This window comes from Paracoccus sp. R12_2, from assembly GCF_017744015.1.
GTDB lineage: Bacteria > Pseudomonadota > Alphaproteobacteria > Rhodobacterales > Rhodobacteraceae > Paracoccus.
Window position 1 is genome coordinate 125,196 of sequence record NZ_JAGHRA010000006.1, and the last position, 21,056, is coordinate 146,251.

The window sequence follows — 21,056 nt, forward strand, 5'->3', positions numbered from 1 at the left end:
CTCAGGCTGCCAACTGGCGCGACAGATCGATCATGCGCTGAACCGCGACGCGCGCACGGTCGGCAATGTCGGGTGCGACCTCGACCGCGCCGGTCATCGTGTGCAGCGACCACAGCACCTTCTCGAGCGTGATCTTCTTCATATAGGGACACATGTTGCACGGCCCCAGGAACTCGACCTCGGGATGCGCGTCCGAGATATTCGCGGCCATCGAGCATTCGGTGACCAGCATCGCCTGCCCGGGACGTTCGCGGCCGACCCAGTCCAGGATTCCTGCGGTCGAGCCCGCGAAATCCGCCTCGGCCAGCACATCTGGGGGGCATTCTGGATGGGCGATGATCTTCAGATCGGGGTGCCAGCCACGAAAATCGCGCAGATCCTGTGCGGTGAATTTCTCGTGCACGATGCAGCGCCCATCCCACCACACGATGTTCTTCTGCGGCACCTGTTTCGCGACATTCTGGGCCAGATACTTGTCCGGCGTCATGATGACCGTGTCACCCTCCATCGCGGCGACGATCTGGGCCGCGTTGGCCGAGGTGCAGCAGATGTCCGAGGCTGCCTTCACCTCGGCCGTGGTGTTGACATAGCTGACGACCGGTGCCCCGGGATACTGTGCGCGCATTTCCGCGATGCCCGCAGCGGTGATGCTTTCGGCCAGCGAACAACCTGCCTCCATGTCGGGCATCAGAACGGTCTTGGCCGGGTTCAGGATCTTCGAGGTTTCGGCCATGAAATGCACGCCGCATTGCACGATCACGTCTGCTTCGACCCGGGTCGCCTCGATCGCCAGCGCAAGGCTGTCGCCCACCACATCCGAGATGCCGTGATAGATCTGCGGCGTCATGTAGTTATGCGCCAGAACCACGGCATTGCGTTCACGTTTCAGGTCGTTGATTGCCTTCACATAGGGCGCGGCGATGGCCCAGTCCGGCAACGGCACGACACGTTCCATGCGGGCATGGATATCGGACATGCTCTCGGCAAGCTCAAGCGAGGGCTGAAGATCGTAATGCGTCTCAAGCTCTGCCCGAATGGTCGTCAGATCAAGCAATGTCCTCTCCTCCTGCGGCGGTCGTCGGGCCGTGGCACGGGCGTTGCACCCGTGACCGCGCCTGTTACCGAAAAGCTGACCTAGGGGCAATGTTGAACTGACCGGTCCGGCGCGGCTGCCGGCCCAGAGATGCTATTTGCCGCGCTTCTGCCATGGCGCCCCCCATTGCAGCCAGATCGCCGCCAGCCACCACAGCGCAAGGATAGCCCAAAGATCGACGACAAGCTTGCGCAGGAAGCCCTGGTCGGGCGGGTTCATCTGGAACGCATCACCGATCACGGACAGCATGACGCAGGCGATAAAGGACCAAAGGCCGCCCCTGCCGATCTGTTGAAGACCGACCCCGGCCCGGGTCGAGGCCAGCCGTTCCATGATGCCAGCCAGCGGCACGGCGACCAGCCAACTGGCGGCAAGGATGGCCAGAAAGCGGGTGCCGTCCAGCGGCCATTTGTCGATGCTGCCATAGACAAGCTTCAGCGCATTGCGCAGCGGCAGCGCGGGTTCCCCGAATTTCGAGGCGATGACGATGGTCGCGCCAAAGGCGAACATCGCCCAGGCGACGATCGTGATAAGCTTCGCGTGCGGCATCAGGACCGGCATGAAGCGCTGCCGGAACAGGCCCATCGCCACGCCGGCATAGAACAGCATCTGCCACCCGAACGGATTGAACAGCAGCCCGCCATCGCGATGATTGGGCACCAGCGGGTTCAGGATCGGGGCAAACCACCAAAGCGCCACCGAGCCCGCAGCGAAGCTGAACGGATAACGCAGCAGGATCGGCACCAGAACCGGCGCCGATGCGATCAGGATCACATAGACCGCCAGCACGTCCAGCAGGTTGGGCTGCAGCCACATCGTGGCCAGCACGCCCAGAAAGCCCCACGGATTGTCGATCACCCATTCGGCATACTGGTTCCAGATCGCGGTATGCTTCATGCCGGCCTCAAGCAATCCGGCCGACAGCAGTGCCATGACGATCCCGCCCACGACCAGCGCGCGCCAGACCTCGAAGGCGCGGCGGGCAAAGCGCCAGCGGGCGACGGGGCGCCCCTCCTTGCGCTCGACGCCCAGCCAGACCAGACCAACCAGAAAGCCCGATAACAGAACGAACAACTCGGCAGCGTCGAAGATCGAGAAATTGGCCAGCGTATACCCGCGAAGCGTGGACACCGGCATGTGGTCCAGCATGATGCAGACCAGCGCATATCCGCGCAGCATGTCGAGGGCGATCAGGCGTTTCATGAGGCTCGATATCTTATGGACCGCCGCTGCTCAAGCTGGCAGGCGGCTCCAGCGTTGCAGCAACGCTGCGTCCGAGACAAGCGCCTCGGTCTCGGCGCGGTCCAGAAAGCCCAGGGCCTCGGTTCGGGTGGTGGCGTGGTCAATCTTGGCTTCGGCGGTGATCAGGTCCAGACGGCGCGACTGCGGCATATCCCTGTCCGGTTCCAGCAGCGCGCAGTGGCTGGCCAGCGCCGCGGGATCGTCGCCCAGATGCAAGATCGCACTGTCTTCGGGCAGCGGCCGGGGCAGGGCGCGGGTGGCCGATGACGCGTCGGACAACAGCGGGGGGACGCTGCGTTCCTCGGGCGTGACAAGAAGGCCGCGCATCCTTGCCCAACGCCCGAAGACGGGGCTGGCCGAAAAGCGCGACGTGAACGGGGACAGGATCAGCCCGGCAAGGATCGGCGACAGCCAGATCAGCTGCGGCGGCGAAAACTGCGCCAGCACGATCAGCGTGCCAAGGCCCAACAGCACATGCACCCAGTGCCGTGCGATCACGACACCCCAGCCGGGCATCGATCCGGCACGGGTCTGGGCATTCCAGCCGCTGTCCCGGCCGCGCAGGATCTCGAAGATCTGGCGGGTCTGGATCAGCATCTGGACCGGGGCGATCAGGGCCGACAACAGGATTTCGAACAGCGAGCTGGCAAAGATCCGCACGGGGCCGCCCGAGGCGCGGGCCAGCGGCCGCATCCAGGCGCGGAACGTCGCGATCAGCTTGGGAAGCAGCAGCAGCGCCATCGCGCCGATGAACAGCCACAGCATCCTGCGGGCGTCGAAGATCGGCCATTCGGGGAACAACTGGTAGGCGTTCGGGAAATATTCTGGCGTGGACAGCAGCACGGTCGCAGATAGCACAAGCCCGACAAGGATCAGCGCAAGCCAGATCGGGCTCATCAGGAAGCCCATGATGCCGATGGCGAAATGCACGCGGCTGATGGCACGTGCGCCCTTCATGCCGAACAGCCGCGAATGCTGAAGATTGCCCTGCGCCCAACGGCGTTCGCGCGCCGCCATGTCCAGAAGCGTCGGCGGACAGCCTTCGAAACTGCCGCGCAGATCGTGATCCAGCCGCACCTTCCAACCGGCACGGCACAAGGCCGCCGCCTCGACGAAATCATGGCTGAGGATGGTGCCGCCGAAAGGGGGGCTGCCGGGCAGGCGCGGCAGGCCGCAGCATTCCGCGAACGCCCTGACGCGGATCATCGCGTTGTGCCCCCAGTAATTGCCGGTATTGCCCGACCAGGCGGCGACGCCGCGTGCGATCATCGGGCCATAGACACGACCGGCGAACTGGGTCAGCCGCGCAAAGATGGTTTCGCCGCCGATCAGCACCGGCATGGTCTGGATCAGCGCCAGATCCGGATCGGCATTCATGCGGGCCGACATCTGGCGGATCGTGTTGCCGGTCATCACGCTGTCGGCGTCCAGCACCACCATCTGATCATAGCGCCCGCCCCAGCGACGGACAAATTCGGCCACGTTGCCGGATTTTCTGTCTTCGTTGGTCTGCCTGCGCCGATACCAGATCGGCACCGGCGATGCGGCACGCGCGGCGTCGATCGCCAGCGTCTCGTTCACGGCGATCGACGGATCGCGGCTGTCGGACAGCACAAAGATCTCGGTGCGTTCTGCCATGCCCTCTTGCGCCAGTTCGCCGGCGAGCGCGGTCAACAGGCCGATGCTTTTCGTAGCATCTTCATGATATATGGGCATGATCACCGCGACACGTGCCGTATTGGGGTCGTGGGGAGTTCGCAGGCGAGGAGCCAGAAGTCCGGCGATCAGCCCGCAGAACGAGAACCCGACCCAGGCGAAGGTCGGAACGAACAGCACCAGCAGCGCCCACTGCATCGGTGTCGGCTTGTCGCCGAATGTCTGCAGCATCTGGGAAAAGCCGATCACGGCCAGCGAGGCAGTTCCGCCAAATGCGATCAGGCGTGCCAGCCAGACGCGCCAGCCCTCGCGCTGCCGGCGGCGCGGCGCGGGATGCGGGGCGCCGAAATCCTGAACCGGCATGTCCAACGGGGCCTCGGGCGGGATCGCCGCCGATGGCCGGGTGATCGCGACGGGGATGCTCATGCGGTCCAGCGTGCAAGCCAGCTTTCGCTAAGCGCGACGCCGTTCTTGTCGGTCAGCAGTGCCTGAAGATCGGCCTCTTCCGCGTCGCCCGGCTCGAATTCGAAGGCAAGGCGCAGAACATGCTGATCGGGCAGAGGCTTGAGATAGGCGTGGACGATCTTGCCCGCCGAAGTGGTGACCTTGGATTCGGGCATGTCGTCATCAAACAGCGACAGGTCGAAATCGACGATGAAGCTGCGGGTCGTTTCAACATTGATCGACCGGCCCGACCGTACCTGCCGAACCTTGGCCAGCGGCACGTCATTGGGTGGCAGCGGTGCGAAGCTGAGGCGATAGCGGAATTCGTGCCGCTGATCCTTGACCAGCGGTTCCTTGGGCAGCCAGTAGCTGACGACGTTATCGTTGAACTCGTTCTCGACCGGGATCTCGATCAGCCGGACTTCGCCTTCGCCCCAGTCCCCCTCTGGCTGGATCCACGCAGACGGACGCTGGTGATACATCGCCTCGGCGTCCTGGTAGTCGATAAAGTCGCGATTGCGCTGAATCAGCCCGAAACCGTGCGGATTGTTGTCCATGAAGGAAGAGGTTTGCAACGCCTTGTGAGAGGCCAGCGTCCGCCACAACGCCTGACCGGCCCCGGTATGCATCTGCAATCCGTCGCTGTCATGCACTGCCGGGCGATAGTCGTCGACCGTCCTGCGACTGGCCGGGCTGAACCAGAACATCGAGGTCAGCGGCGCGATGCCGGTATTCTGCAGATCGATGCGCGGGAAAATCGCGACGCGGGTCCGGATCATGGTCACGGCGCCGGGATTGACGTCGAACTGGAACGCGGCAGTCAGCGACTTGCTGTCCAGCACGGCATGGATGCGAACCCATTCGGACGTCTCGTCCGGCTCGTGGATCCAGAAATCGGTGAACAGGGGAAATTCCTCGCCGTCGGAACTGCCGGTCTTGATGGCAAGCCCGCGCGCAGACAGGCCGTAAAGCGTGCCGCGTGCAACGGCGCGGAAATAGCTGGCGCCCTGGAACACCAGGAATTCGTCCATGGTACCGGGCCGGTTCAGCACCGTGCGCAGACGGAAACCCGACCATCCCATCTCGCCCTTGGTTTCCAGATCGGCGCCGTCTGGAAACTGCGAGGGATCAAATTCCAGCAGATGCGGATCGAAAGCCAGTGTCTGGGGCTGGCCGTCGCGGACGATGCTGATATTCACCGGCTCGTAGAAGATCGCCCCGGGCGGCAGCAGATCCATGCTGAAGCGGCCCTTGCCCCCCAGCGGATCGGCGTCACGGCGAAAACGTATGCCGCGATACTGATCATAGTTCAGATCGGCAAAGCTGCCGACCTGTTCGGCGACAGGTTGGGTGTAAATGCGCGTTGCGCGTTCCGCCGCCAACTGGGCGACCTCTTCGAAGCCGAACACGGTCGGCGCGGATGTCGGCGCCTCGTTCTCGGCAGCGTTGGCACTGTCGGCTGCGGATTGCGCGTTCACAGGCGTTGCGGCCAGCGAACCGCCGGCGGCCAGGGCTGTGGCGGCATTGAGAAATTGACGACGCTTCATATCACGAGATTTGCTTGGAAAACCCGAGGACTATATCCGTCTCGCCGCGGCGCGGCAAGACAGGTCGGAAACGACGAATGATGCCCTCAGGTTGCATCAGGCCAGTAAAATGGCTGTCGTTGGGCGCTTTTCTGCCGATGCCGGTCACTGTTGTGCCAGCCATTCCGTCACCGGCCTGCGCAGATTGGTCACGCCACTGTCCTGCGCCTCATCAATCACCTTGCGCAGATCGGCGATCGAAACACGGCGGACCAGGTGCTTGACCGGCCCAATCGATGCCGGCCGCATCGACAGGCGGCGGATCCCAAGCGCGGCAAAGGTCAGCGCCTCGACCGGGCGTCCCGCATCCTCGCCGCAGAAGGACAGCGGCACCCGTGCGTCCTCGCAGCGCGCCACGATCTGCCGCAGCAGCGCCAGGAACGATGCATTCATCGTATCGTAACGCCGCCGCACGCGTTCGTTCTCGCGGTCCGCGGCGAAGAAGAACTGCTTCAGGTCGTTCCCGCCGATCGACACGAAATCGCACATCTCGAAGAACTTTCGGGGTGCGAAGGCCATCGAGGGCGTTTCCAGCATCGCGCCGACACGGATATCCGTCGGCATCTGATGGCCAAGCCGTTGTTCGCGCGACAATTCCTGCATCAGGATCCGATAGGCGTCCTCGTACTCGCTCATGTCGGCGATGAAGGGGAACATCACGTGCAGGGGCCGGCCTACAGCGGCGCGGATCAGCGCCTGCAACTGCATGCGCAGCACCCCTCGCTTGTCCAGCCCGACCCGGATCGCGCGCCAACCCATGGCGGGATTCGGTTCGTCCTGGGGCTTCATGTAGGGCAGCACCTTGTCCGATCCGATGTCCAGTGTCCGGAACATGACCGGCTTGCCCATCGCGCGGTCCATGACGTGCCGATAAAGATCCGCCAGTTCGCCCCGGCGCGGAACATGGTTGCGCGTCAGGAACTGCAATTCGGTCCGGAACAACCCCACGCCTTCGGCGCCCGAGCCTTCCAGCGACGGCAGATCGGCCATCAGCCCCGCGTTCATGAACAACTGGATCGTGGTTCCGCAGGTGCCGGTGGCCGGCAAGGACCGCAGATCCGCGTAGCGATTCTGTGCCTCGGCCTGCATCGCCATCTTGTCGCGAAACGCCGTGGCGACGGATTCCTCGGGGCGCAGATGCACGACCCCCTGATCGCCATCGACCAGGATCGGGTCGCCATTCAGCGCCTCGGTGGTGATCCGTTCCGCATGGATCACCAGCGGAATGGCCAGCGCGCGCGCGACGATGGCGGCGTGGCTGCCGACCGAACCTTCTTCCAGCACCACCCCCTTCAGGCGGCGGCCGTATTCCAGCAGTTCCGCCGGACCTATGTTCCGGGCGATCAGGATCGGGTCTTCCGGCATCTCGGCGCCGGTGTCGATGCCCTGACCGGTCAGGATCCTCAGCAGCCGGTTCGACAGATCATCCAGATCGTGCAGGCGGTCGCGCAGATAGGGATCGGCGGCCATTTCCAGCCGGGCCCGTGCCGCGGACTGTTCCTTCTCGACCGCGGCCTCGGCTGACAGGCCAAGCCGGATATCCTCTTCCATGCGCTTCAGCCAGCTGCGCGAATGGGCGAACATCCGATAGGTTTCCAGAACGGCGGCGTGTTCGCCTTCGCCGTCCATGTCCGCTGCGGCCATCATCGAATCGACTTTGGTCCGCAACTGTTCGACACCCTCGTGCAGCCGCACCAGTTCGCGGTCGGGATCGTCGCCGACCGGGTTCGAGACGACGACGCGCGGCTCGTGCAGCCAGACATGTCCTTCGGCGACGCCTTCCTGACCGGTGGTGCCCCGCAGCATCAGCGGGAAGCGATGTGCCAAAGGCAGGCTGTCGGACTGGCTGCCCTGAAACGCGCCAAGTTCGGTCATCTCGGCCAGCACCATGGCGACGACCTCGAGCCCGTAGACCTCATCCTCGCTGAACTGCCGCGCATCGGAACACTGGACCACCAGGACACCCAGCTTTTCTCCGACCCGTTGGATCGGCACGCCAAGAAAGCTGGGGAAGACCTCTTCCCCTGTCTCGGGCATGAACCGGAAACCGGGTTCGGACGGCGCGTCGGCGGTGTTCACGTGGCGGCCGGTGCGTGCGACGCGACCGACCAGACCTTCACCCAGGCGCAATCGGGTCTGATGGACGGCCTCGGCCCTCAGCCCCTCGGTCGCGCACAGTTCCAGCGTCTGGGGATCGCGGAAAAGATAGATCGAACAGACCTGCGAGCCCATCGAATCGGCGATGTGATGGGTGATCTGATCCAGCCGATCCTGACCGCCGCCGGGCGCGGCCAGAATCTCTTTCAGCCGCCGAAGCAGCTTGCGTGAATCGCTGTCCTTGCGGTCTTGCATCGCGTGCCTGCCTTTGCTGTCGCGATGGCCCCGCGGGCCTGTTCCGGATCTTCCGTCCGGCTTTGATCAGGCCGCTTCGAGGCCGAAGGCATCATGCAGTGCCTGAACTGCAAGTTCCATATACTTGCGGTCGATCAGCACCGAAATCTTGATCTCGCTGGTTGCGATGACCTTGATGTTGATGTTTTCGTCGGCAAGTGCCTTGAACATCCGCGCCGCGACACCGGCCGCGCTGCGCATCCCGATGCCCACGACGCTGACCTTCGCCACTTCGGTATCCACGATCAGTTCATCATAGGCGATGGTGCCGGCGGCACGCGCCTCTTCCATGGCGCGCTTGGCGCGCTCGACCTGATTGATCGGCACCGAGAAGGTCATGTCGGTCACCGATCCCTGGTGATGCTCGAAGTTCTTTTCCGAAATGTTCTGGACGATCATGTCCACGTTCACGCCCGCCTCGGCCAGCGGGGCAAAGATGCCCGCCGAGATGCCGGGCCGGTCCTCCACGGTCACCAGGGTGATCTTGGCCTCTTCCCGCGAAGAGGCGACGCCGTTGACGACTTTCGATTCCATGATTTCATCCTCATCGCAGATCAGCGTTCCGGAATTCTCATCGGTATCCTCGAACGAGGATAGCACGCGCAGCCTGACCTTGTAGCGCATTGCAAGCTCGACCGAGCGGGTCTGCAGGACCTTGGCGCCAAGACTGGCCAGTTCCAGCATTTCCTCGAACGCGATCTTCGGAAGCTTGCGCGCCTTCGAGGTGATGCGCGGATCGGTGGTATAGACGCCGTCCACATCGGTATAGATGTCGCAGCGTTCGGCGTCGAAGGCTGCCGCAAAGGCCACTGCGGTCGTGTCCGATCCACCGCGCCCCAGAGTCGTGATGCGCCCATCAGGCGCCAGACCCTGAAAACCTGCCACGACCGCGACCTTGAAGCCTTCCGAGAATTTCTGGTCCAGATTGTCGCGCGGAATATCGACAAAGCGCGCGGCGGAATGGGCGGCGGTGGTGTTGATCGGCACCTGCCAGCCCTGCCAGCTGCGCGCCGGAACCCCCATCTCCTGCAGGGTCAGGGCCATCAGCCCTGCGGTCACGTTCTCGCCCGAACTGACCACGGCATCGTATTCGCGGGCGTCGAACAGGGGCGAGGTCTTTTCGACCCAGCCGACCAGTTCGTTGGTCTTGCCCGACATCGCGCTGACGATCACGATGACGTCGTATCCGCGATCGACCTCGCGTTGCACCTTCTTGGCGGCATTCTTGATCCGGTCCAGATCGGCCACGGACGTTCCGCCGAATTTCATCACCAGAAGCGGCATCGCGGGCCTCCAGCCTCAGGGTTCATCATCGGCGGGGCTTGTATGGGGGGCGTGCAGAAAGGGCAAGGGGCGATGAAAGATATGCGCGGGCAAGTTGGGCCCGCACCGGCGCGTCGGCTCAGTTGGACTTCCGGCGCGGAATGAAGGGCAGAGGGGCGATGGGCACGCCTTCCTCGACCAGCTTTCGTGCCTCGGCCGGGCGCGCTTCGCCGTGGATCGAGCGGTGTTCGCTGCGGCCTTCATGCATCGCGCGGGCCTCATCTGCGAAGCGCAGGCCGACATAGTCCGAGTTCGCCTCGACATGCGCACGCAACCTGGCAAGCGCGGCCTCGGCCTCATTGCCCGGTTTCGGGGCCAGGGGGCGTTCGCGGCCGGCGGCTTCCTTTGACACCGATGGGGCCATCAGCAGTTTTTCGACCTGTCCCGATCCGCATTGCGCGCACACGACCTGGCCTGCGGCCCGCATCTTCTCGAACCCGTCGGACGAGCGGAACCAGCCGTCGAAGGCATGGCCTTCCTTGCAGCGCAGATCATAACGGATCATGTGACTTCCCCGAACATCGTCCTGAATATATCGGGGCCTCAGCGAGAATTCGCAAGATCGCGCAGATGGGCGATCAGCGGCGTCGGATCGCCTGCGCGCGCCGTCAGCAGCGCCCGTGCCGCAGATCCCATCCGCCGCGCCTGCATCGCGTCACCGGCAAGCCCGGACAGCGCCGCACCAAGACCGGCGGCATCGACAGATCGTGCGGCGCCCGCATCTTCCAGCGCGGCATAGGCATCGGAAAAATTCGAGACGTAGGGACCGTGCAGGATTGCGCAGCGATGGGCCGCCGGTTCCCAGGGTGTGTGGCCGCCCTTGTCGACCAGCGAACCCGCCACCAGACAGATCGCCGCTTGTCGATACCATTGGTCCATCTCTCCCAGCGTGTCTGCCAGCAGCACGGGTGCGCCGATCAGATCCTGCCCAAGGGTTTCAGACCGGCGGACCACCGGCAGGCTGCGCTCGGCGATCAGTCCGGCGACCTCGTCGGCGCGCGCGGGATGACGGATGGCAAGGATCAGGCGCAGACCCGGATGAAGGCGCCGTGCCGCAAGCCAGCCGTCCAGAATCGCCGCTTCTTCGCCTTCATGCGTCGATGCGGCCAGCACGGTCCGGTCACGCGCGGCGTCGTCGGGCGGTGGGACAACACGGGCAGGGGTCAGCAGCTTCAGGTCCAGCGCGGGCAGCAGCGCCCGTTCGGGCAGGCCGAGTTCCCGCAGCCGGGTTTCGCTGCCGCCGTCCTGTGCGGACAGGGCTGAGATACGTCCCAGCATCGGGCCGATGACGCCCGGCAGCCGCGACCATAATCCCGCCGAGCGTTGCGACATGCGCGCCCCGATCACGGCCTGGCTGACGCCGCGCTCGGCCAGCAGGCGCGACCGCAACGGCCAGAACTCGCTTTCGACGGTCAGTTGCAGCCGGGGCTGCACGGCGTCAAGAAACCGCGTCAGCGCGCCCGGCATGTCGAGCGGGGCCAGCCGTGCGGGCAGCCCCCAGGCCGAGACCATGTCGCGTCCGGTCGGCGAATTGGCCGTCACGATCACGCGGGTTCCACGGGCCAGCGCCTCGATCACAGGGCGGGCCGAGGTCAATTCGCCGACAGATGCCCCATGGACCCAGATATCTGCCCTGCCGGGCGGCGCGTCAGCCAGCAGCCTCTGCCGCAGATCCTGCGATCCGCCAAGCCGTGCCCGCACGCGCAGCGCGGCTTCGGCAAGGCGTGAGGTGACCGCATAGATCATCCGCGCGTTCGCGGCCTATTGGGACAGTTTTTCGGCGACCAGCTTGTTCACCGCCGCCGGATTGGCCTTGCCGCCGGTGGCCTTCAGAACCTGGCCGACGAACCAGCCAGCCAGCTTCGGATTGGCCTTTGCCTTTTCGACCTGCGCGGGATTGGCGGCGATGATCTCGTCCACGGCAGCCTCGATCGCCCCCATGTCGGTCACCTGCTTCATGCCGCGCGTCTCGACGATTTCCGCCGGATCGCCGCCCTCGGTCCACAATATCTCGAACAGGTCCTTCGCGATCTTGCCCGAAATGTCGCCCTTGGCGATCAGGTCGATCACGCCGCCCAACTGTGCGGCCGAAATCGGCGAGGTCTCGACGCCGAGTCCTTCCTTGTTCAGGCGTCCGAACAATTCGTTGATCACCCAGTTGGCGGCCATCTTGCCGTCCCGGCCCTGCGCCACGGCCTCGAAATAATTGGCGTTATCGACATCTGCGGTCAGAACACCCGCGTCATATTCCGAAAGTCCCATATCCTTCACGAACCGGGCCTTCTTTTCATCCGGCAGTTCGGGCATGTCGGCTTCGATGGCATCGACCCATGTCTGCTCGATCTCCAGCGGCAGCAGATCGGGATCGGGGAAATAGCGGTAATCATGCGCCTCTTCCTTGCTGCGCATCGACCGGGTTTCGCCCTTGTCGGGATCGTAGAGACGGGTTTCCTGGACGATGCTGCCGCCGTCTTCCAGAATGGCGATCTGACGTCGCGCCTCGTATTCGATGGCGGCCTGGATGAACCGCATCGAGTTCATGTTCTTGATCTCGCAGCGCGTGCCCAGATGGCTGAAATCCTCGGTCTCCTGGTATTTCTCGTAGGCGCCGGGCGGGCAGACGCTGACATTCACGTCGGCGCGCAGGTTGCCGTTCTGCATGTTGCCGTCGCAGGTGCCCAGATAGCGCATGATCTGACGCAGCTTGGCGACATAGGCGGCGGCCTCTTCGGGGCCACGGATGTCGGGGCGGCTGACGATTTCCATCAGCGCGACGCCGGTGCGGTTCAGGTCCACGAAGGACATGTTCGGGTCCATGTCGTGGATCGACTTTCCCGCATCCTGTTCCATATGGATGCGTTCGATCCTGACACGGCGTGCGACACCGGGCGCCATGTCCACGATCACCTCACCCTCGCCGACGATCGGATGATACAGCTGGCTGATCTGGTAACCCTGCGGCAGGTCCGGGTAGAAGTAATTCTTGCGGTCGAAGGCGCTGCGCAGGTTGATCGCGGCCTTCAGTCCCAGCCCGGTGCGCACCGCCTGGGCCACGCAGAATTCGTTGATGACGGGCAGCATGCCGGGCATGGCTGCATCGACGAAGGCGACATTGCTATTCGGTTCGGCCCCGAATTCGGTCGAGGCGCCCGAGAAAAGCTTGGCCTTCGAGGCAACCTGCGCATGCACCTCCAGGCCGATGACCATTTCCCAGTCGCCCTTGGCGCCGGCGATCGTCTTTGGTTCCGGTGATGTGAAGGTGAGGTGATCAAGCATCCAGGTGCCTCGCATGCGAAATGGCGGTGTGGCAGCGGTTCTAGGCCAGCCCGCAACCATTGTCACGGGTCGCGGTCACCTGCCGCGTGGTTTCGGTCCGGTTCGGTGGACCGAGCCGATTCGACGAGGGTCGATGCCGGAGGTGAGAGCCGAACTGCGCAAAGTTGAACACAGATCCGGGAAAAACGCACGGATCGGCGGATTTTCGTCACCATAGACATTGCTGGTGGCGTGATCTTGCCGAAGCAAATGCGCCAAGCTTGCGTCGCACGCCACCAAGACTAACGAGAACGGGCAACAGTCAACCCCGAGAGTCGCATGCGCGCCGCCATCCTGTCCTTCGCCGCCTTTCTTGCCCTGGCAGGGTGTCAGTCGGAGATCGAGCCCAAGACCAAAGCGCAGATCCAGGCCGAGGCACAGCAGATGCAGCTTGCGTCGCGTCCGCCGATGCGCTGGGGCGCGCGCAACGGTTCGGACGAATGGACCCGGGCCACGCTGGCGGCACTGGATCGCGACGGGGTCACCATCCTGTCGAACGTGCCGCATGACATCCAGACATACTGCCCCAATTATGCCGAACTGGGGCACACTGGGCGCAAGGCGTTCTGGGCCGGACTTCTGTCGGCGCTGGCAAAGCACGAAAGCACCTACAATCCGCAGGCCAGCGGCGGTGGCGGCAGGTGGCTGGGGCTGATGCAGATCGCGCCGGCGACCTGGCGTCACTATGGCTGCAGCGGAAACATTACCAATGGCGCCGACAACATGGACTGCGCAGTCCGCATCATGTCGCGTCAGGTGGGCCGCGACAACGCCGTGGTTCGCGACGGCAGCGGCGGCTGGCGTGGTGTGGCGCGCGACTGGGCGCCGATGCGCAGCGCGTCGAAGCGCGCAGATATCGCCGCGTGGACCAGTAGCCAGAGCTATTGCACCGCCGATATCGCCGGTTGAACCCGGGCTGGTCCGGTTTGTTGGCCAGCATCCTCACCCATACTGCAGCTGGCGGCGCCCGCGTCCGGCGGTCGGCGTAAACCCGACTTTCGAATCGAGATTCGATGTAAAACGCCACGGGTGAAATTCCGCCGAGGCGCTAGTACCGCAAGGGTTGAATTCCAAAACGTTTCAGCACTCATTTGGTGCGCCACGGCATTTGACCTGTCCCAAAAGGCAGGTCCGATTCCAGTTTATTATAGTTTTAACGATGGGCGGAAACGTGCCGAGATGTTATCTTCACCTCGTTAAAAGGCATCTCCTCCTCGATGCGAAAAGGCGCCAGGCGCAGTGGTTTTTGGCGAGGGGCCTTCGACAGTTCACAGTGCCGTCAGTGGCAGTTGTAGTCGGAGGGCAGGTTGCCGTGTGTCAATAGTGTGGGCGATATGTCGATGGATAATCAAATGGTTGCCGGTGTTTCAGTTGCAGGCGTAAAGACCTCCAGACAGCCAAAGCCGTGGTTTTACCGAACGTTTCTCAAACGTCCGCTTGATATTCTTCTGGTCGTGATGGCCGCGCCGTTTATCGTTTCGATTGTGTTTGTTTTGGCTTTTCTCGTTATGCGGGATGGCGGTAATCCGTTCTACTCGCAATTGCGGATCGGGCGGAGCGGACGGCTTTATCGGATGTGGAAACTGCGCAGTATGGTTGTGGATGCCGATCAGCGGCTTTCTGCCTATCTTGATGAAAATCCCGAGGCTAAACGCGAATGGGATGAGACACAGAAACTTCGCCAAGATCCCCGTGTGACCCGCTTCGGTCGGCTTCTGCGCCGCAGCTCGATGGATGAGTTGCCGCAGTTGTGGAACGTTCTGAAAGGCGACATGAGCCTGATCGGGCCGCGGCCGATGATGCCCGAACAGCAAGAGATGTATGAAGGCACCGGTTATTACGGCCTGCGTCCGGGTATCACCGGCTTCTGGCAGACCACGGGACGCAACGCGACGTCGTTCGCGGACCGTGCATGGTACGATGATCGCTATGAGCGGGATCTGTCCCTGACGGGTGATGTCGCGATCCTTTTCCGCACCTTCGGGGTGGTGATGCGCGCGACGGGTTGCTGATCGCAAGCCCCCTTCGATCATCCTTGACCTGAATGAAAGACCGGCCGCCTCTGTCAGAGGCGGCCGGTCTTTCTTTGTCGAAGTCCGGCTTGTGCGCGGTCTTACCGTTCGATGCTGCACACACACGCACAGGCTGATCGTCAGCCCATCGGGTTTGCGCGGACGCGGCGAAGCAGCGGCACTCAGCCGCTGCGCTTCTCGCGAATTTCGGGGATCGTCACCACCGGGCGCAGGCCTGTCCCACGCTCCATCTGTCCGGCAGATCTCAGCACCGGCTTCAGCATCTCCAGTAGAACCGCAATGGCCAATGCGAGCATCATCGATCCGGCCAGGCCGAAAACCATGATCTTCTTGCGGCCCGAGGAAAGCGGATAGTCGGGCTGGACCGCCTGTTCCAGCAGGATGAACTGTTCGCCTTCCTGTTCGACATTCAGGCGCTGCGCGGTTTCGGCCGCAGCGCGGCGCGCACCCATTTCGGCCTGCTGTTCGCGCAGATTGACAAGGCGGCGTTCGAAGGCCTGCATCTGAGCTTCGGCATTGACGCTGCGCCGACCCGAAGCTCGGATCTCGGTCATCCGATCCTGCAGTTGTTGTTCGCGTGTCGTCAGAACCTGGATTCGACTTTCGATCTCTCGCGCCTGGCGCTGTTCGATCGTGCTCAGCGTGCCGCGAGAGACAAGCTCTTCGTAGGCGCTGCGCGTTTCCAGAAGTTCACCGGATATCTCGTTCAGTTCGCCATCGATCGTGCGCATCTCGTCGGGACGATTGTCCAGAACGGTTGTCGGCAGAACGTCCAGGTTCTCATTGCGGAACGACGCCATCTCGTCTTCAACGGCATCGATCTGCGCCGCGATCCTGGCCTCTTCGCGACTATAGAATTCCAGCGTCTCCTGCGTCCGCTCGGTCTGGGTATTGGCATTCAGGTCAAGGACGCTGCGCGCCATTTCATTCGCCATATCGGCAGCCAGTTCCGGCGTGGACATGGTTGCGGTCACGCGCAGCACACCGGGCCACTGGTCGCTGTTGCCGTAATATTGGCCGCTGGTGATCGGTTCGATGCTGAACGCGCGACGCACGGCTTCGACCTGGATCGCCTCTGTCATCTGCGGCGTGTCGGAAAACAAATCGAACTTGTCGATCAGCGTCTGGATGTTTTCCCGAACCATAAGTCGTGCCTGAACCAGCTGAAGCCAGTAACCGGCAGGAATGCCGCCGCCGCTGCCGGCACGCGGCCCCTCGGACAGGGATCGAGGTGTCTCGATCTGCAGGATGGCCGACGCCTGATAGCTGTGAGGTTGACTGACCGCCACCTGATAGCTGACCGCAGCACCGGCCAGTATGGTGGTGCCCATGATCCAGCGGCGCCGCCACAGCATGGATACGATATCGCCGATTGAACCCAGACTACCCATTACACTTGTTCCTTGTCTCGACCGCCGAAAAATCGGTCGCGAATACCCTGAATGATCTCGAAGACCGATCTTCTGACCTCTCCGCGGTTCAGCACGACCGCGACCAGCCGGGTGCGTCCGGTCAACAGATCCTCGGCCTCGCGGACCTGCTGGCTGGTGTTCCGGGTGCCGTCCGCCACCAGCACCACCCCGTCCAACTGGGGCAGGAAGGACAACAGGTCGTCGCGTCCCAGAACCGGTGGCAGGTCATAGATCTCCAAAGTCGGCAGAAACTGTTGACGCATCTCGCGCAAGGCGTGTGCGGTGGCCGGCTCCTGCAGCATCTCGGCGCTGCTTTCGACGTTCTTCGAATTCAGAAGCAGCGCCAGGTTATTACCGAACAGTCGCAGATGGCCCGCCGCCGGCGCGCCGCCGGTCAGGACGTCCGACAAGGGGGCGGGAGGGTTCGCGCCGAACATCCGCGCAAGACCGGGACGCCGCAGGTTCATGTCGGCAAGCACAACGCGGGAACTGGGCCTCCGCGCCATCGCCAACGCCAGGTTCGCAGCAATGAAGGAAGTGCCCGAGCCACGCGTAGGCGCGGTGACGCCAAGGCGCAGGATCCCGTGTTCCTCGATCGTGTCGGCCATCAGCGTGCGCAGCAGGTCGAATCGGCGGGTGATGTCGTTGTCGCTGCTTTCCGCATACAGCCTGTGACGCCGCATCGTCGCGGGATCCGAGTTCAAGGCGCGCAATCCCGACCAGGCCGGTGCGCTGTCCAGGGCCGTCAGTCCGACATTGTTCTGGCTGCCAGTGCGATCAAGGCGCAGTCGTGCGACCTTTACAGGCGCCTGCGCGATCGCAGGCGCCTTGTCATGCGCTTGTTGCGGCGTCTCAGAGCTCATTACTCACAACCCATTCGTGACCATGCAAAATAGTCTGGCCGATACATGGCCTGCCTAACAGATGCATTGTCGGAATCAATTTATACAATAGAACAAGTCTGGTGGTTTTATCCGGATATTTGCAAGGTAGGCGGTTCATGGACAGGAAACAAGCTCAGGACGAGAATGGCGTGGTGGATGCCGTCGCGATAGGTCGCAACGAAGGATCGCGGCTGGTCGAATGCCTGGCCTCTCTGCGGCGCGCGGGTGTCCGCAGGATTGTCTATGTGGACAGCGGGTCTACCGATGGCAGCATTCTTGCGGCCGAGGCGGCTGGTGCCCATGTCGTCGCGCTGGACATGACCCGCCCCTTTACGGCCGCACGGGCAAGAAATGCCGGGTTTGCCGCGCTTCTGGAACAGGAAACACCGCCGGACTACGTGCACTTCATCGACGGCGATTGCGTGCTGCAACCCGATTGGCTGCCGCTGGCGCAAGCCTGCCTGCGCGACTATCCCCAGACCGTCGTTGTCTGCGGCCGCAGGCGCGAACGTCATCCGCAGGCATCGGTCTTCAACAGGTTGTGTGACGATGAATGGGATACGCCGGTGGGCGAGGCGCTGGCATGTGGCGGCGATGCATTGATGCGCCGAACGGCGCTGCAGCAGGTCGGAGGGTATCGCGAAGACCTGATCGCCGGGGAAGAACCCGAACTGTGCCTGCGGCTTCGCATGGCTGGAGGAAAGATCCGGCGTCTGGATGCCGAGATGACGTTGCACGACGCGGCGATGACCAGATTTTCCCAATGGTGGCGCAGGACGCGCCGCGCCGGGCATGCCTTCGCGGAAGGGGCCGCGCTGCATGGCGAATCAGATGAGCGGCACTGGGCTGCGGAAACGCGGCGGGCGATCCTGTGGGGCTCTGCGCTGCCGTTGCTGATCCTGATCCTATTCGCGCTGTCGCCGGCGCTGGCGCTGCTGTTGCTTCTGGCCTATCCGGCGCAGATCCTGCGACTGGCCGCGCGGCGCGGCATCTCTGCCCGCGCCTCGTGGGAAGCCGCGATCTTCATGGTGCTGGGAAAATTCGCCGAGGCGCAGGGCATCCTGTCCTATTGGCTGAACCGGGTGCGCGGACGGCGTGGCGGCCTGATCGAGTACAAGTAGCGCCTAGCTTTGGGGCCTCTGGCGAATCGCCCGGACGGCCTCGACCGGAAGGATCGCAGCGCATTTCGCATATCGCGGAACAAGACGGCGCGGCGCGGACAGCATCCGCCAGACCCATTCCATCGCGATCCTGCGCACCCAGATGGGCGCGCGTTGCTGGTTTCCCGCCAGAAAATCCAGTCCCGCCCCGACCGAAACAAATCCGATCCGTGGCTGAGCCTGCCGGCCACGCGCGGCAAGTCGTTCCTGCTTGGGTGCCCCCAGCGCCACGAAACAAAGCCGGGCGCCACTGTCTGCGACCTGCTGCAGGATGTCGTCGGCGACCTGTGAGTCGGGATCGAACCCCATCGGGGGCGCAATTCGCGCCACGATGCGCGCGCCCGGAACCTCGCGACCGATATGCTGCGCTGCCGCGTCCAACGCAGCCTCGGTCGTGCCAAGCAGTGCGATGGGCACATCCTCGGCAACGGCAAGACGGGACAGGGGAAGAACCAGATCGGATCCGGGCACCAGCGACACCGGTCGGCCCGCCAGGCGCGACAACCAGACGATCGGATTCCCGTCGGCGACCACCAGATCCTGGGCGGCATAGGCGTTACGGAACGACGGCTCCAGGCGCAGTTTCACCAGATGGTCAAGGTTGACCGTCGCAAGCGCAAAACCTTCATTTTCGCGGAAACGGCGTGTGACCTCGGCCATCAGTGCCGCCTGGTCAGGCATGTTCACGCGAATGGTGTGGTCGCCATAGCAGAAATTCATTGTCCAGACCGTCCGATGGCGCTGCAGCGTCGAAAACCTGTCGCTTTCTACAGGTTATCTGGCAGTTTTGACGGCGAGAGGCAATTGGCGACGCTTTGTATCGGTCGTGGCTTGTGCTATTTGTGCCGTGTTACAGAGTTCGCCCGGTTACGACAAAAAACGATATGCCCAACAGTCTTGCCATTCTGATGATGACCAGCTGGCCGTTTGTCACGCTGATCATGTATCTGCGGATGCCGGTGCGGTCGGCCGTGATCTGGTCGATTCTTGCGGGATATATGCTGTTGCCGGCGGCAATGTCGCTGGATCTGCCGGGGCTGCCGGGGCTTGGCAAGCAGACGATTCCCTCTCTCTTTGGCTATATCTACGCCAGCTTCATGCTGGGCCGGATGATTCCGCTGTTCCCGCAAAGTACCGCGGGGCGGGTGTTCGTCGGATTTCTTCTGGCCGGACCGTTCCTGACCGTCCTGACCAACGGCGACCCGATCCACCTGAATGGCAGGACGCTGCCTGGCCTGCGCCTCTATGATGCAGCGTCGATGGCCGTGGGACAGCTTGGCTTTCTGTTCACCTGGTCGCTGGGTCGCGAATTCCTGCGCGATTCCGCAGCGCTGCGGCAACTGGCCTACGCGTTGGTCATCGCATTCCTGTGGTATTCACTGCCGATGCTTTACGAGGTGCGGATGTCGCCTCAGCTGCATATCCGCATCTATGGTTTCTTCCAGCACGATTTCGCGCAGATGATGCGGCAGGGCGGTTTCAGGCCGATCGTGTTTCTGGAACACGGCTTGTGGATCGCGGTTCTGACCGCGATGTCGGCGATGCTTGCGGTCGTGATTGGTCGAGACGCGCCGCCCGAACGGCGCACCCGCTGGTACGGTGCTGCAGCTTACCTCATGATACTTCTGGTTCTCAGCAAAAGCCTTGCGGCACTGTTGTATGCGGCACTGCTGATCCCCGTCCTGATGTTTCTCGACGGGCGGCGGATTGCGCAGGTGGCCATGCTGCTTGGGGTCCTTGTGCTCAGCTATCCGGTGGTCAGGACGCTGGATGTCTTTCCGACTGACCAGTTGCTGGAACTGGCGAGCCGTGCGTCGGTCGAGCGTGCGCAATCGCTGCAGTTCCGCTTTGAGAACGAGGATGCCTTGCTGGCGCGGGCGATGGAACGGCCGCTGTTCGGCTGGGGCGGGTGGGAACGCAGCTTCATCCACGATCCCGCCACGGGCGAGACCATCTCGACCACTGACGGACTGTGGGTGATCGCGATGGGGTATTCGGGGTTCACCGGGTTCATTGCCCAGTTCGGCCTTCTGGCGCTGCCGATCTTCATGCTTGGCTCGGCCTATCGCGCCGCCGGTCGCGAGGTTCCGGTCTTTGCCGCGGGGTTCGCGGTCGTGCTGGCGGTGAACCTGATCGACCTGTTGCCCAACGCGACCATCTCACCGGTGACCTGGCTGTTTTCGGGTGCGATGCTGGGCTGCCTTGAAAGCCTGCGCCGCGGTGCCGAGGATCAGTCCGATCAGCAAGCCGCGATCCCCAATCCGGCGGCACGACAATCCTATGCAGGACTGGTCGGGCGACCTGCGGCGGGTCCGCGTACCCTGCTGTGAACAAGGTCCGCCAGGCCGCGTTAACCGTCGGCAGGGGTTCCTGTCGGCTTGACCCGGCTTTCATGCTAAGGTGCCAGTTGAAACGATCCGCCAATCCCGGAACCTGTCCAAAGCGGCAGGTTCAATCGCGGCGGTTTGCGTTTTAGCTGTTATGTCTGTGTGTGAATGTTGAATTGGTGCAAAATCA

At 63.2% G+C, this 21,056-nt stretch carries 17 protein-coding genes; 4 read left to right on the plus strand and 13 right to left on the minus strand.

What is annotated here, in order from left to right; genetic code table 11:
• Window position 1: 1 nt before the first annotated feature.
• From nadA to gatB, 10 genes are all read right to left on the minus strand, one after another.
• Window positions 2–1,054: a quinolinate synthase NadA gene (gene nadA, locus J7359_RS09465; protein WP_209056391.1), complete on the minus strand. Its 1,053-nt coding sequence runs from the start codon at window positions 1,052–1,054 to the stop codon at window positions 2–4.
• A 132-nt stretch (window positions 1,055–1,186) separates the two neighbouring features.
• Entirely contained in the window at window positions 1,187–2,296 is a 1,110-nt protein-coding gene (gene opgC, locus J7359_RS09470; RefSeq protein ID WP_209056392.1) for an OpgC domain-containing protein, read from the minus strand.
• A gap of 30 nt (window positions 2,297–2,326) precedes the next feature.
• Window positions 2,327–4,417: a glucans biosynthesis glucosyltransferase MdoH gene (gene mdoH / locus J7359_RS09475; protein ID WP_209056393.1), complete on the minus strand. Its 2,091-nt coding sequence runs from the start codon at window positions 4,415–4,417 to the stop codon at window positions 2,327–2,329.
• Window positions 4,414–5,982 (minus strand): glucan biosynthesis protein, encoded by a 1,569-nt coding sequence (locus J7359_RS09480; protein WP_209056394.1) that lies wholly within the window; start codon window positions 5,980–5,982, stop codon window positions 4,414–4,416. Before J7359_RS09480 ends, mdoH begins: the two co-directional genes overlap by 4 nt.
• 1 nt (window position 5,983) lies before the next feature.
• Window positions 5,984–6,145: a hypothetical protein gene (locus J7359_RS09485; RefSeq protein ID WP_209056395.1), complete on the minus strand. Its 162-nt coding sequence runs from the start codon at window positions 6,143–6,145 to the stop codon at window positions 5,984–5,986.
• Window positions 6,127–8,373, minus strand: coding sequence for a phosphoenolpyruvate--protein phosphotransferase (ptsP, locus tag J7359_RS09490; protein WP_209056396.1), 2,247 nt, complete (start codon window positions 8,371–8,373; stop codon window positions 6,127–6,129). The genes J7359_RS09485 and ptsP overlap by 19 nt, the downstream gene beginning before the upstream one ends.
• A 66-nt stretch (window positions 8,374–8,439) precedes the next feature.
• Complete coding sequence (locus J7359_RS09495; RefSeq protein WP_209056397.1) at window positions 8,440–9,696, minus strand: aspartate kinase; 1,257 nt, start codon at window positions 9,694–9,696, stop codon at window positions 8,440–8,442.
• 118 nt (window positions 9,697–9,814) lie between these two features.
• Window positions 9,815–10,240, minus strand: a complete 426-nt coding sequence (locus J7359_RS09500; RefSeq protein ID WP_209056398.1) for a DUF1178 family protein — start codon at window positions 10,238–10,240, stop codon at window positions 9,815–9,817.
• 38 nt (window positions 10,241–10,278) lie between these two features.
• Entirely contained in the window at window positions 10,279–11,481 is a 1,203-nt protein-coding gene (locus J7359_RS09505) for a glycosyltransferase N-terminal domain-containing protein (RefSeq protein WP_209056399.1), read from the minus strand.
• A gap of 15 nt (window positions 11,482–11,496) precedes the next feature.
• Window positions 11,497–13,011: an Asp-tRNA(Asn)/Glu-tRNA(Gln) amidotransferase subunit GatB gene (gene gatB / locus J7359_RS09510; protein ID WP_209056400.1), complete on the minus strand. Its 1,515-nt coding sequence runs from the start codon at window positions 13,009–13,011 to the stop codon at window positions 11,497–11,499.
• 318 nt (window positions 13,012–13,329) lie between these two features.
• Here gatB and J7359_RS09515 point away from each other — a divergent pair, with 318 nt between their 5' ends.
• Together J7359_RS09515 and J7359_RS09520 are read left to right on the plus strand one after the other, a co-directional pair.
• Entirely contained in the window at window positions 13,330–13,959 is a 630-nt protein-coding gene (locus J7359_RS09515; RefSeq protein ID WP_209056401.1) for a lytic transglycosylase domain-containing protein, read from the plus strand.
• Window positions 13,960–14,384: 425 nt separating this feature from the next.
• Complete coding sequence (locus tag J7359_RS09520) at window positions 14,385–15,062, plus strand: sugar transferase (protein WP_209056402.1); 678 nt, start codon at window positions 14,385–14,387, stop codon at window positions 15,060–15,062.
• A 182-nt stretch (window positions 15,063–15,244) separates the two neighbouring features.
• Here J7359_RS09520 and J7359_RS09525 read toward each other — a convergent pair whose 3' ends face one another.
• The gene (locus tag J7359_RS09525; protein WP_209056403.1) at window positions 15,245–16,474 is read right to left on the minus strand and encodes a Wzz/FepE/Etk N-terminal domain-containing protein; all 1,230 of its coding nucleotides are present in this window, start codon (window positions 16,472–16,474) and stop codon (window positions 15,245–15,247) included.
• Window positions 16,474–17,358 (minus strand): hypothetical protein, encoded by an 885-nt coding sequence (locus J7359_RS09530; protein ID WP_209056404.1) that lies wholly within the window; start codon window positions 17,356–17,358, stop codon window positions 16,474–16,476. Before J7359_RS09530 ends, J7359_RS09525 begins: the two co-directional genes overlap by 1 nt.
• A 137-nt stretch (window positions 17,359–17,495) precedes the next feature.
• On the opposite strand from J7359_RS09530, the gene J7359_RS09535 reads away from it, so the two are divergent.
• The gene (locus J7359_RS09535; protein ID WP_209056405.1) at window positions 17,496–18,500 is read left to right on the plus strand and encodes a glycosyltransferase; all 1,005 of its coding nucleotides are present in this window, start codon (window positions 17,496–17,498) and stop codon (window positions 18,498–18,500) included.
• 3 nt (window positions 18,501–18,503) lie between these two features.
• Here J7359_RS09535 and J7359_RS09540 read toward each other — a convergent pair whose 3' ends face one another.
• Complete coding sequence (locus J7359_RS09540) at window positions 18,504–19,259, minus strand: WecB/TagA/CpsF family glycosyltransferase (protein ID WP_209056406.1); 756 nt, start codon at window positions 19,257–19,259, stop codon at window positions 18,504–18,506.
• Window positions 19,260–19,450: 191 nt separating this feature from the next.
• Here J7359_RS09540 and J7359_RS09545 point away from each other — a divergent pair, with 191 nt between their 5' ends.
• Window positions 19,451–20,869, plus strand: coding sequence for a hypothetical protein (locus J7359_RS09545; protein ID WP_209056407.1), 1,419 nt, complete (start codon window positions 19,451–19,453; stop codon window positions 20,867–20,869).
• Window positions 20,870–21,056: the final 187 nt, after the last annotated feature.